Source organism: Haloarcula rubra, from assembly GCF_019599465.1.
In the GTDB taxonomy this organism is placed as follows: Archaea; Halobacteriota; Halobacteria; order Halobacteriales; family Haloarculaceae; genus Haloarcula; species Haloarcula rubra.
In genome coordinates this window covers 22,826-34,295 of sequence record NZ_RKLR01000018.1, presented here as the reverse complement: position 1 = coordinate 34,295, position 11,470 = coordinate 22,826, and the positions used below count along the sequence as shown (strand labels likewise).

11 protein-coding genes are annotated in these 11,470 nt (G+C 68.1%); 5 read left to right on the top strand and 6 right to left on the bottom strand.

The genetic code is table 11. The features are described 5' to 3' along the window. Nucleotides 1-31: 31 nt before the first annotated feature. On the top strand, nucleotides 32-448 hold the full coding sequence (locus tag EGH21_RS22075) for a universal stress protein (protein ID WP_220620570.1): 417 nt from the start codon (nucleotides 32-34) through the stop codon (nucleotides 446-448). Nucleotides 449-494: 46 nt separating this feature from the next. Next, nucleotides 495-1,784 carry a nickel pincer cofactor biosynthesis protein LarC gene (larC, locus tag EGH21_RS22070; RefSeq protein WP_220620569.1) on the top strand — a complete coding sequence of 430 codons (1,290 nt, stop codon included), beginning with the start codon at nucleotides 495-497 and terminating at the stop codon, nucleotides 1,782-1,784. On the opposite strand, the gene EGH21_RS22065 is transcribed toward larC, so the two are convergent. Continuing rightward, complete coding sequence (locus EGH21_RS22065; RefSeq protein ID WP_220620568.1) at nucleotides 1,781-2,548, bottom strand: hypothetical protein; 768 nt, start codon at nucleotides 2,546-2,548, stop codon at nucleotides 1,781-1,783. The genes larC and EGH21_RS22065 overlap by 4 nt on opposite strands. Nucleotides 2,549-2,791: 243 nt before the next feature. Here EGH21_RS22065 and radB point away from each other — a divergent pair, with 243 nt between their 5' ends. Both radB and EGH21_RS22055 read left to right on the top strand, forming a co-directional pair. Next, nucleotides 2,792-3,499, top strand: a complete 708-nt coding sequence (gene radB / locus EGH21_RS22060; protein WP_220620567.1) for a DNA repair and recombination protein RadB — start codon at nucleotides 2,792-2,794, stop codon at nucleotides 3,497-3,499. Nucleotides 3,500-3,599: 100 nt separating this feature from the next. Further along, nucleotides 3,600-4,796 (top strand): mechanosensitive ion channel family protein, encoded by a 1,197-nt coding sequence (locus EGH21_RS22055; protein ID WP_328765742.1) that lies wholly within the window; start codon nucleotides 3,600-3,602, stop codon nucleotides 4,794-4,796. Here EGH21_RS22055 and phoU (EGH21_RS22050) read toward each other — a convergent pair. Continuing rightward, nucleotides 4,790-5,470, bottom strand: a complete 681-nt coding sequence (phoU, locus tag EGH21_RS22050) for a phosphate signaling complex protein PhoU (RefSeq protein WP_220620566.1) — start codon at nucleotides 5,468-5,470, stop codon at nucleotides 4,790-4,792. The two genes, EGH21_RS22055 and phoU (EGH21_RS22050), sit on opposite strands and share 7 nt — an antisense overlap. A gap of 103 nt (nucleotides 5,471-5,573) precedes the next feature. Continuing rightward, nucleotides 5,574-6,242, bottom strand: coding sequence for a phosphate signaling complex protein PhoU (phoU, locus tag EGH21_RS22045; RefSeq protein WP_220620565.1), 669 nt, complete (start codon nucleotides 6,240-6,242; stop codon nucleotides 5,574-5,576). Nucleotides 6,243-6,483: 241 nt separating this feature from the next. Here phoU (EGH21_RS22045) and EGH21_RS22040 point away from each other — a divergent pair, with 241 nt between their 5' ends. Further along, the gene (locus EGH21_RS22040) at nucleotides 6,484-8,019 is read left to right on the top strand and encodes a TrkH family potassium uptake protein (protein WP_220620564.1); all 1,536 of its coding nucleotides are present in this window, start codon (nucleotides 6,484-6,486) and stop codon (nucleotides 8,017-8,019) included. Between the two features lie 5 nt (nucleotides 8,020-8,024). Here the strand turns inward: EGH21_RS22040 and EGH21_RS22035 are convergent, their stop codons facing one another. The 3 genes from EGH21_RS22035 to trkA are packed head-to-tail and all read right to left on the bottom strand — an operon-like array spanning nucleotide 8,025 to nucleotide 11,323. Beyond that, nucleotides 8,025-8,372, bottom strand: a complete 348-nt coding sequence (locus tag EGH21_RS22035; protein WP_220620563.1) for a DUF7344 domain-containing protein — start codon at nucleotides 8,370-8,372, stop codon at nucleotides 8,025-8,027. A 45-nt stretch (nucleotides 8,373-8,417) separates the two neighbouring features. Continuing rightward, complete coding sequence (locus tag EGH21_RS22030; protein WP_220620562.1) at nucleotides 8,418-9,989, bottom strand: TrkH family potassium uptake protein; 1,572 nt, start codon at nucleotides 9,987-9,989, stop codon at nucleotides 8,418-8,420. A 2-nt stretch (nucleotides 9,990-9,991) separates the two neighbouring features. Further along, nucleotides 9,992-11,323: a Trk system potassium transporter TrkA gene (gene trkA, locus EGH21_RS22025; RefSeq protein ID WP_220620561.1), complete on the bottom strand. Its 1,332-nt coding sequence runs from the start codon at nucleotides 11,321-11,323 to the stop codon at nucleotides 9,992-9,994. Nucleotides 11,324-11,470: the final 147 nt, after the last annotated feature.

Sequence of the window (11,470 nt, the reverse complement as noted above, 5' to 3'; positions counted from 1 at the left end):
GTTTGATAAGGCTGGGCGCGATAGCGCCGGTATGGTATTTCTCGTCCCCTTCGACGGGTCGTCGCTCGCAGAGGCCGCACTCGACCGTGCGGTGACCTACGCCGCCGCGATGGACGTCGACGTCGTCGCCGTCAGTCTCGTCCCGACGGGGTCGGACTACGCCCAGCGCCGCCGCCGGGTCGACCCCCACGAGGACTTCGCCGCCGAGACGGCCGCCTCGGACCTCCGGCGGAAGATAGAGGAATCGACCGACGACGCCGAACTCAACTACGAGGACGTGAGCGCGTACTCGGCGAACGAACTCTCCGAGACGGTCCGACAGGTCGCCCGGGACGTAGACGCGAGCGTCGTCTTCCTCGGGAGCGCGGACACGGAGGACGTCGTGGTCCCCATCGCCGAACTGGCGGAAGAGGACGCCTACGACGTCCACATCGTCCGGCGCTCCTGAGGCCGCTGTAGCAGGCCTTTTCTCCGGCGGGTGCGAGGGTCCGACCATGCGAACACTCGCCTTCGACGGTCGGATGGGCGCCGCCGGCGACATGCTTCTCGGTGCGCTCCTCGCCGCCGGTGCCGACCGGACCGTCCTCGCCCCCGTCGAAGCCGCACTCGACGTCGAGTACGCCGTCTCGACGGTCGACCGCAACGGCATCGGTGCCACGCGCGTCGAGGTCCTTTTGACCGACGCGGACGACGCCGACGAGGACGACGGCCACAGCCACGACCACGACGCGGGCCACTCACACGACCACAGCCACGACCACGACGACCACACGCACGCCGAAGGCCACGGCCCCACTCGAAGCTACGCCGAGGTGGTCGACATCGTCGAGGCGATGGACCTGCCAGACGCCGTCGAGGCCGACGCGCTCGCCACCTTCGAGGTTCTCGGCGCGGCCGAGGCGTCGGTCCACGGCACCGACCTCGACGACACGCACTTCCACGAGGTCGGGGCCGACGACGCCATCGCGGACGTCGTGGGCGCGGCGCTCCTGCTGGACGACCTCGGCGTCGACCGCGTGGTGACGACGCCGCTGGCGACCGGCGGCGGCACCGTCGAGATGAGCCACGGGACCTACCCGGTGCCGACGCCGGCCGTCGTCGAGATAGCCGAACGGGCCGACTGGTCGCTCCAGGGCGGCCCCCTCGACGCCGAACTCCTCACCCCGACGGGCGCGGCTATCCTCGCTCACGTCGCCGAGGGCGTCGACCGACTGCCGACGCTGACCGTCGATAGCTCTGGGTACGGGGCCGGCGGGTGGACCTTCGAGGACCGCCCGAACGTCCTCCGAGCGATGGTCGGGCAGGGCGAGAGTCGCCTCCGTCGAGACGACATCACCGTCCTCGAGACGAACCTCGACGACGCGCCGCCGGAACTGCTCGGCGACCTCCAGCGCTCGCTCGGGGACGTGGGCGCGCGGGACGTTTCGGTCCTGCCGGCGACGATGAAGAAGTCCCGACCCGGTCACCTCGTGAAGGTCGTCTGCAAGCCCGAGGACGCCGACCGGGTCGCCCGCCGACTCGCCGAGGAGACGGGGACACTGGGCGTGCGAGAACACGGCGCCGGCCACCGCTGGGTCGCCGACCGGACCTTCGAGACGGCGACGGTGACCGTCGACGGCGAGGAGTACGCGGTGGCGGTGAAGGTCGCGAGCGACGTCGACGGCCACGTCTACGACGTGAGCGCGGAGTTCGACGACGCGGCGGCCGTCGCCGAGTCGACGGGGCTGCCGGTCCGCGAGGTACTCCGGCGGGCAGAACAGCGGGTCCAGCAGGACGAAAACTAGCGTTCGGTCGGGTCCGGACCGTCGCGGTCGGTGTCCTCGCCGCGGTGTTCCGCCAGCGCGTCCTCGATGGTGAGGTCGCCGTCCGCGACTCGCCGGGCGAGTTCGGCGTCGATGGCCCGGTTGGTGTCGCTGGCCTCGCGCGAGCGGTCCTTGATGCGCTGGAGTTCGCCGGGCGTCGGTTCGACATCGCGGCTGACTATCTCCTCGCCCTCCAGTCGAGCGATGTTCACCGCCGCGAGCACGTCCCCCATCCCGCGGGCGCCGCTGCCCAGATACGGCGTCGTCCCCGTCTCGTCGACCAGTTCGACCGGCACGTCCTCGATGTCGTCGATGACGCGGGACCCGACCAGTCGTGCGCCGTCGCCGACGCGGACGAGGGGGTCGACGGCGTCCTCGACCTCTCGGCCGACGACGTCGGCGGCGTCGGCGGCCGGCACCTGGAACGTGGCGACGACCATCTCGCCGTGTAGGACCGCGATACCGGGTCTGTCGCCGGGGTCGATGCCGACGACGGTCCGGCCGGTCTCGCCGCGGAGCGTCTCGATGGCGGCCTCCACGGCCCGTCGGGGCCGGTCCGGGTCGGCGTGGACGACGTCGACGTCCTCCGGGACCTCGACGTCCTCGCCCGCCGCGACCACTGCCACCTCGGTCTCCTCGGGCCAGTCGTCGTCGGGTTCGATGGTGGTGAAGGTCACGCCGCGGTCCCGTAGCTCCGTGACCACGCCGTGGTACACCTCGAAGTCACCCGTCGCGACGACTATCACGCACTGGACTTGGGTCGGTAACCACTTACGAGTGCTGGGTCGTGGGGTTGTCCGGCCGGTACGGGTGGCACCGTGACGCACTGACGAGGGGCCGGCTTTCGTCGCGTCTGCGACGGGCCGGCCGTATCGCCCTTCGCTACCAGCGACCGGCCCGACCCCGACGCCGCCGAGGGCGCGTCGGACCGATATCTCGACTGCACACAGGTGAGAGCGTTTTTATCCGAACGCGTCGAAGACTGCACCGTGAGCGACCACGTCTCGACCGGCTGTGACCCGCTGGACGAGTTGTTGGGAGGGGGACTGGAGCGCGGCGCCGTCACGCAGGTGTACGGGCCGCCGGCGGCCGGGAAGACGAACCTCGCGCTGTCCGCGGCGCTCGACGTCGCCGCCGGTGGCGACGCCGCCCTCTACATCGACACGGAGGGGCTCTCGCCCGACCGGATGGAACAGATCGCTCGCGGGCGCGCCGGGCCGAACCAGACGGTCGACGACCTCGCCGGCCGCCTCATCGTCTCGGAGGTGTACGACTACGACGAGCAGACCGAGGCCGTACAGGACGCCGCCGAGTTCGCGGCCGAAATCGAACTGGTCGTGCTGGACAGCGCCACGGGCTTCTACCGACTGCGGCGCGACGACGAGGACGGCGGCGAGACGCTCCGCGACGTGGCCAGACAGATAACGCACCTCCTCTCGCTGGCCCGCAAACACGACATCGCGGTCATGTTCACGAATCAGGTGTTCACCGACCCCGACAGCGACCGGTCGACGGCGCTGGGCGGCCACACGCTGAACCACTGGTCGGGCGCCATCCTCCGACTGGACCGCTTCCGGGGCGGCAACCGCCGTGCCACGCTGGAGAAACACCGCGCGAAACCCGCCGGCGACACCGTCCAGTTCAGCATCACCGACGACGGCCTCGTCGGCGACGACGCGGTCGAGACGCCGCGCTGAGCGGACGCCAGCGTCGAGACGCTCGTCGCCGACCCGCTTTCAGCGACTGATACCGTGACGGACGGATTTTTAACCCAGAGGGACGCTGGTGCGGATAGTCGTGAACTACGTCGCCGATTTCAGGGCGTTTCTGGAGGGGTTCGTCACCACGGAGGCTCGGGTGGCGGCGACAGTCGTGCTGTTGCTCGCAGCGCTCGTGACGGCTATCGTCCTCGCGCCGCGTGTCGTCGTGGCCGTCCACCGCTCGGTGAAGTACCTCGTGTTCGGGAGCGACAGGGTGCCGTTCGAGCCACCGGAGTTCGACTGGCAGTTGCCCGTCACTGCGGTGGTGCGAAGCCTCCAGTTCGCGGTGGCGTTGGGTGCCGTGCTCGCGGTGCTGGTCGTCTGGGGGTTCGTCGACCTCGCGGCCGTCGCGGTGGCGACGATGGCCGGGCTGATTCCGACGCTGGCACAGGGGCTCGCGACCATCGTGCTCGTCGGTGGCACGCTGGCCGGTATCGACGTCCTGGAGACGGCCATCGAACAGTACGCCGAGGAGTCCGACGCCCTGAACCAGCACCAGCAGGGCATCGTCTTCCGGGTCCTCCAGATAGCCGTGTTGCTGGCGGCGGGCCTCGCCACGCTGACCGTCTGGGGCGTTCCGCTGGGGAGTCTGGCCGTCGGCGCTGGCTTCCTCGGCATCGTCGTCGGGACGGCCGCCCGGTCGACCATCGGGTCGCTCATCGCCGGGTTCGTGCTGATGTTCGCCCGACCGTTCGAAATCGGCGACTGGGTGGCCATCGACGGCGACGAGGGCATCGTCACGGACATCACGATAATCAACACGCGGATGCGCAACGCTGCCGGCGAGGAGATAGTCATCCCGAACGACGTCGTCTCGAACGCGACGGTGACCAACCGGACGAGTCTCGAACGCCTCCGCCTGTCGGTGGACGTGGGCGTCGACTACGACGCCGACGTCGAGGCGGCCGAGGCCGTCCTCGGCGACGTTCTCGACGACGTCTCTGGGGTCCTCTCGAACCCGACGCCACAGGTCGTCCCGAAGTCGTTCGGCGACTCGGCCGTCGTGCTGGAGTGTCGGTTCTGGATAGACCACCCGAGCGCCGCCAAACGAGCGATGACGAAGGCCGCCGTCGTCCGCGAGGTGAAACGGGCCCTAGACGAGGCGGGCATCAAGATTCCGTACCCGCAGCGCGAACTCCTCGGTCGCGAGGAGTCCGGTGGGTTGCAGGTCGCCGAGGGCGACGGAGCCGAGTCCCCGACACCGACCGCCGAGCAGTTCGAGCGCAGTCAGTAGATGAGGTCGTCGTCGTTCTCGACCATGTACAGGGTGCGGGCGGCGATGTTGACGGCGTGGTCGCCGACCCGCTCGATGTCCCGAATCGTCAGCAGCAACCGCGAGACGTCGGCCATCAGTTGCTCGATGTCGGAGTCAGTCGAGTCGGCGTCTATCTCGCGTTCGATGAGGTCGCGGACGACCGTCTCCGAGGCCGTCTCACAGCGCTCGTCGACCTCGTCGTCGGTGTCGGCGATGGTGTAACAGAGGTCGGAGTCCTCGCGGTCGTAGGCGTCCATCGCGTTCTCGACCATCTCGATGACGACTTCTGCGACCTCCTGAATGTCGACCTCCGGGTACACGTCGCGTTCGGCCTCCAGCGAGTACTCGCCGAGGTTGGTCGCGAGGTCACCGATGCGTTCGAGGTCGGTGATAATCTTGAACGACGCGGCGATGAACCGGAGGTCCGAGGCGACCGGTTGCTGGAGGGCTAGCAGGTCGATACAGTCCTGTTCGAGGTCGAGATAGAGCTGGTTGACCTCGTCGTCGCCGTCGATGACCTGCCAGGCCATCTCTTCGTCTTTCTGTTCGAGGGCACTCAGCCCCAGTCGCAACCGGTCGAGGACGACTTCCGACATGTAGAGGACGTCCTCGCGGAGCGATTCGAGAAGCTCCTGATACGATTCGCGTGGCATGGTCGGGACTCCCCCGGCCGGGCGTATCAGCCTTTCCCTTCTCTCAATATACACCTCCCGAGAGCTACGTAGCTCCCGGTAATCGCCGTGACGGGCGACGCGGTCAGTAGACGAGTTCGTGACTCCCCTCCACCATGTACAGCGTGCGGGCGGCGACGTTGACGGCGTGGTCGCCGGCCCGCTCTAAGTCTCGCACCGCCAGGAGGTACCGCTTGGTGTCGGCCAGCAGCGCCTCGGTGTCCCCGTCGGCCGGGGAGTGACGGGCGAGCGTCCGGACGAGGTCGTCGGCGGCGGCCCCACAGCGCTGGTCCAAGTCGGTGTCGGCGGCCGCCACCTCGCGACAGCGCTCGGCGTCACCGTCCTCGTAGGCAGTCAGCGCGCCGTCGAGTTGGGCCAGCGCCATGTCGGCGATGTCCGCGATGGGGACGTTCGGGATGGTGTCAGACTCCATCGCCTCGACGTACCCACCGAGGTTGGCCGCGAGGTCGGCGACCCGTTCGACGTCGGTGAGTATCTTGAACGACGCGACGACCACGCGGAGGTCCGAGGCGACCGGTTGGTACAGCGCCAGCAGGTCGATGCACTCCCGTTCGAGCGCGAGATACCGCTCGTTGACGGCGTCGTCCGTCGTCGCCACGGCCCGCCCCACGTCCGGGTCACGCCGCTCGTAGGCCGTCGTGGCGCGGTCGAGTCGGCCGACGACGTCGGTGCCGAGCGCGGCCACGTCGGCCCGGAGGCGAGTGAGCCTGTCCTCGAAGGCGTCGCGGGGCATCCGTTCGAGATGTCGTGTGCGCGTCGGTTTAGCGTGTCGGTGGTGGGGGTCGCCGCGGTCGACCGTGGCTCGGACCACTGTCGACTCTGGCGGTTTTAATAGGCTCCCCTCGTCACCACACGATGAGACTGATGACCGGTGTTACGGGCGTCGCGGCGCTGTCGGGCCGACGTGTGGGGTCGGCGCGACGGCGTCACACAGGGACAGAGCGTTCGCGCGTCGGCGCTACTGGAGCCGACAGATGAACACCATCGTCGACTGGCGCAAGAGCGTCGCGCTCACCGGCACCGTCGTGAAGTACCTCTCGGTGGCGATGCTCGTCCCCCTCGTCGTCGCGCTCGTCTACGGCGAGGACGCGGGCGTCTTCGGCGTCTCTATCGTCGGCACTGTCCTGCTCGGACTGGCCGTCGAACGACTGGACCCCGGGACCGAACTCCGCGAACGGGAGGCGCTCCTGTTCGTCGCGCTCACGTGGCTCGCGGTCACCGTCGTCGGGGCGGTGCCGTACGTGCTGGCGGGGATGGGCACCGAGTCGACGCTCGCGGACCCGGTGAACGCTCTCTTCGAGTCCATGTCCGGCTTCTCGACCACCGGTGCGACCGTGATGGGCGAAATCGGCGTCGGCGCCCACTCGCACGCCGTCATGATGTGGCGGCAGGTGACCCAGTGGCTCGGCGGGATGGGTATCATCGTCCTGATGGTCGCCATCCTGCCCGAACTGGCTGTCAACGGTGCGCAACTCATCAGCGAGGAGGCACCCGGACCGACGCTGGAGAAACTCACGCCGCGCATCAGCGAGACGGCACGCATCCTCTGGCAGGCGTACTTCGCGTTCACGGTGTTGCTGGCCGTCCTCCTCTACGGCCTGCACCTGACCGGCTACGCGCCGAACATGGACCTGTACAACGCTATCGCCCACGCCTTCTCGACGCTGCCGACCGGCGGGTTCTCGACGAAGGCCGAGAGTATCGCCGCGTTCTCGGCGGCGGTGCAGTGGGTCGTCATCCCGTTCATGGTCGTCGCCGGCACCAACTTCGCGCTGTTCTGGTACCTCTTCGACGGCGAGGTGGGCACCGTCTTCGAGGACACCGAGTTCCGCGCCTACGCGGGCGCGACGGCCGTCTTCACCGCCGTCCTGTTCGGCCTCCTGTTCTCGGGTGCGGCCCCGACGCTCGCCGTCGGTGGGACCACGGAGGGTGCACTGGAGAACGCCCTGCGGCAGGCGGCGTTTCAGGTCGGGTCGCTGATGAACTCGACCGGGTACGCCACCAGCGACTTCGCACAGTGGGAGGCCCACGGCCAACTCGTCTTGCTACTGGTGATGTTCGTCGGCGGGTCCGCCGGGTCGACGGGCGGCGGTGTCAAGGTGGTCCGGTGGCTCATCGTCCTGAAGACGCTCCGGCGGGAACTGTTCCACGCGAGCCATCCGGACGCCGTCTCGCCGGTCAAACTCGGCGACGTCGTCGTCGACGAGGAGGCGATTCGGGGCGTCGTCGGCTTCACGCTCCTGTACCTGCTGTTGTTCGGCGTGGCGGCGGTGTTCATCGTCCTCGACGCCGCTCGCGTCGGTATCGCACTCACGCCGATGGAGGCCATCGGTGCGAGTCTGGCGGCTATCGGCAACATCGGCCCGGCGTTCGGCCGACTGGGGCCGTTCGGGTCGTATCTGATGTTGCCCGACACGACGAAAGTGGTGATGATTCTCCTGATGTGGGCCGGGCGACTGGAGATAATAACGGTACTGGTCGTGTTCACGCGCTCGTTCTGGCGGCGCTGACCCCCTCAGAACAGGTCGCCGGGGACGCACTCTTCGTTCTCGGCGAGGAGACAGACGACGGGCTCTATCTGCTCGAACGCCGGGCCGCGAGAGACGACGCCGGTGTCGCGGTCCCACTCGACGACGCCAGCGGCCGCCAGTTTCGGGACGTGGTTGTGGTACAGTTCGATGGCGACCGCCGAGTCGATCGCCGTCGTTCCGTCACTGGCCACCGCTGGCCGGCGCTCGGCACTGGTGCCGCGCGTCAGAATCGCCTCGGGGAGCGCGACCGTCTCCGAATCACAGAGGGTGAGCAGTATCTGCCGCCGGTAGTCCGCTGCTAACAGTTCGAACACCGACGATGCCCCCAACATAAAGTCACAATTTATCGACACTCCTAATAAATGTTGCCGCAAAAATCAAGAACGCCAGTAGGCCCGCGTCAACAGGACGAACACCGGCAGAATCTCTAGCCGTCCGGCCCACATCAGGAGAATCATGTACACCTTACTCGTCCACGCGAAGTCCGTGTAACCGTTCATCGGTCCGACGGCGCCGAACCCGGGCCCGACGTTGCCGAGCGTCGCGGCGACGGCGGACATCACTTCGAGGGCGGACAGCGAGTAGCCGACGCGGGCGCAGTCGACGAAGACGACGGCGACGCTGACGAAGAAGACGACCAGATACAGCAGTGTGAAGGCGTAGATGCCACGGAGTGCTCGTTCGTCGAGGACGCGTCCCCCGAGTCTGACCGGCGAGACGGCCTCCGGATGAATCGTCGTGAACAGTTCCCGCCGGAGCGACTTCAGGATGACCAGCCACCGGACCACCTTGATAGCACCGCCCGTGGACCCGGCGGACCCACCGACGAACATCCCGAACAGGAGGAGGTACTTCGTGACGTCGCTCCACGTGTTGAAGTCCATCGAGGCGTACCCCGTCGTCGTGACGATGGAGACGATTTGGAACACCGCGTGCCGGACCGACCGTTCCACGCTCCCGCCGATGGGGAGGACCTGTTCCGGAATCGACGACAGGCCGGGACCGAGACCAGCGAACAGGAGGCCGGCGACGACGGCCGACAGCGCGCCCATCACGCCCGCGTAGAACCGGAACTCGCTGTCCTCGCGGAACACGCCGAGGTTCCCCTGTGTGGCCCGCCAGATGAGCGCGAAGTTGGTGCCGGCGACGACCATGAACGGGACGAGTATCCACTGCACCGCCGCCGAGAACGCCTCGATGGAACGGGCGGCCGGCGAGAACCCGCCGGTCGGCATCGTCGTCAGCGGGTGTGCGATAGCGTTGTACAGGTCCATGTTCGGCGCGAACCCGGCGAGGTGCGCCCCGTACAACAGCAGGAACTCCAACGCGGTGAAGCCCAGATACGCGAGCCACAGCGCACGGGCCGTCTCGGCGATGCGCGGCGTGAGTTTCTCGATGCCGGGGCCGGGCGCCTCGGCGTCCATCAACTGTGCGCCCCCGACGGAGAGTTCCGGGAGGATGGCGACGGCGAGGACGACGATGCCCATCCCGCCGAGCCACTGGGTCAACTGCCGCCACAGCAACAGCGCGTGGGAGTGGCGCTCGAACCCGATACTTCCCATCACGGTCGCTCCCGTCGTCGTGAACCCGGACATGGACTCGAAGAGGGCGTTGACGGGATTGGCGAGCGTCGACTCGGTGCCCATCCCCGCCAGCACGTACGGCACCGCCCCGACGACGGTGACCGCGAGCCACGTGAGCGACACCATCAGGAACGCCTCCCGTGCCCCGAGGTCCGGGTCGGTATCGAGGCGTTCGAGCGCGATGCCGGCGAAGACGGTCAGGACGATGGTGACGCCGAAGACGCCCACGTCGTCGCCGTAGTACAGCGCCAGCAGCATCGGCGCGAGCATCGCCACCGAGAGGTACTTCACGACGGTACCGACCAGCGAGACGGCCGCGCGCCACTCTACGCGGACGGTTGGCGTGTCCGCCGACAACCCGACCATGCTCAGAGGACGGCGCTGGCGTCGTCGAGCGACTCGGCGGCGACGAACAGGACGACGTGGTCGCCCTGCTGGATGACGGTGTCACCACGCGGGATGACGAGTCCGCCGTCTCTCGTGATGGCGCCGATGACGACGCCGTCCGGGAGGTCACCGACGGAGTCCCGGATGGGACGGTCCGCGAGGACGCTCTCGGGCCCGACCTCTATCTCCAGCACTTCGGCGCGGTCGGACTCGATGATGGCGACGTTCTCGGCCTGGTGCTCGCGGGTGAACCGCGTTATCTCCTCGGCCGTCGCCTCGCGCGGGTTGACGGCCACGTCGACGCCGACGGCCTCGAACAGCGGGACGTACGCGCCGGAGTCGACGACGGCCACGGCCCGGTTCGCTCCGAGGCGCTTCGCGAGCAGACTCGCCAACAGGTTCTTCTCGTCGTTGTCCAGCGCCGCGACCACGATGTCGACGTCGGCGACGTGTTCGCGTTCGAGGAACTCCCGGTCGGTCGCGTCGCTCTCCAGGACCGTGGTCCCGTCGAGTTCCTCGGCGAGTTCGCGGGCGCGGTCGTGGTCCTGCTCGACGAGGCGGGGTTTCAGACCCCGCTCTTGCAGTAGCCGGGCGGTGTGGTAGCCGACGTCGCTCCCGCCGACGACGAGGACGTTCCGCGCGCCGTCGACGTCGGGCGCTATCTCGTGAGCGAAGGTGTGGACGCTCTCCTGACTGCCGATGACGATGACGTCGTCGCCCGGTTCCAGCACCGTCCCCCCGCGCGGGATGACGACGTCGTCGTCGCGGAGGATGGCGGCGAAGGTGAGCGACTCGTAGCGGTCGGCTTCCTGCACCGTCTGGTCGGCGACGGGGCTCGTCTCGGCTATCTCGAACTCGGCCATCTGGACGAGGCCGTCGGCGAACGTCTCGACGTCCTGGGCGGCCGGCAGACCGACCACCCGCGTGATGGCTTCGGCCGTCAGGAGGTTCGTCGCGACCATGTGGTCGACGCCGAAGGCCCGGGTGGACTGCTCCCACGTCCGGAGGAACTTCGCGCTCTTGACCCGTGAGATGGTGAACGTGTCCGTCATCGTCATCGCGGTACCGCAGGTCACGATGTTCGTCTCGTCGTCGTCGGTGCTGGCGATGAGGATGTCGGCCCGTTCGACGTTGGCGTCCTCCAGCGTCGAGAGGTCCGCGCCGTCGCCCTCGACGCCCAGTACGTCGACGTCGTAGACGAGTTCCTCGACCCGGTCGCCGTCGATGTCGATGACGGCCACTTCGTGCGTGTCGGCCAGACTCTCGGCGATGGCCGACCCGACTTCACCGGCGCCGACGATTACGACGTACATCTGCGACCCTCCGCGTCGTGCATACCCGGCCCGTTCAGCGGGCCGGGTGAAGTGTATTTCCATCTCACGGACTCCGGACAGACGTGAGGGTTAAGGGTTCTGCGCGACTGGGAAGGGATATGCATTGGCCAGCCACGGTTACGTCGT

What these genes read in the sequence shown, in the direction of transcription:
- phoU (WP_220620566.1), bottom strand. Translation starts at nt 5,470, where the DNA reads ATGCCACGCGAATCGTATCAGGAGCTTCTCGAATCGCTCCGCGAGGAC.
- phoU (WP_220620565.1), bottom strand. Translation starts at nt 6,242, where the DNA reads ATGCCCCGCGACGCCTTCGAGGACAGGCTCACTCGCCTCCGGGCCGAC.
- EGH21_RS22040 (WP_220620564.1), top strand. Translation starts at nt 6,484, where the DNA reads ATGAACACCATCGTCGACTGGCGCAAGAGCGTCGCGCTCACCGGCACC.
- larC (WP_220620569.1), top strand. Translation starts at nt 495, where the DNA reads ATGCGAACACTCGCCTTCGACGGTCGGATGGGCGCCGCCGGCGACATG.
- trkA (WP_220620561.1), bottom strand. Translation starts at nt 11,323, where the DNA reads ATGTACGTCGTAATCGTCGGCGCCGGTGAAGTCGGGTCGGCCATCGCC.
- EGH21_RS22035 (WP_220620563.1), bottom strand. Translation starts at nt 8,372, where the DNA reads ATGTTGGGGGCATCGTCGGTGTTCGAACTGTTAGCAGCGGACTACCGG.
- EGH21_RS22075 (WP_220620570.1), top strand. Translation starts at nt 32, where the DNA reads ATGGTATTTCTCGTCCCCTTCGACGGGTCGTCGCTCGCAGAGGCCGCA.
- EGH21_RS22030 (WP_220620562.1), bottom strand. Translation starts at nt 9,989, where the DNA reads ATGGTCGGGTTGTCGGCGGACACGCCAACCGTCCGCGTAGAGTGGCGC.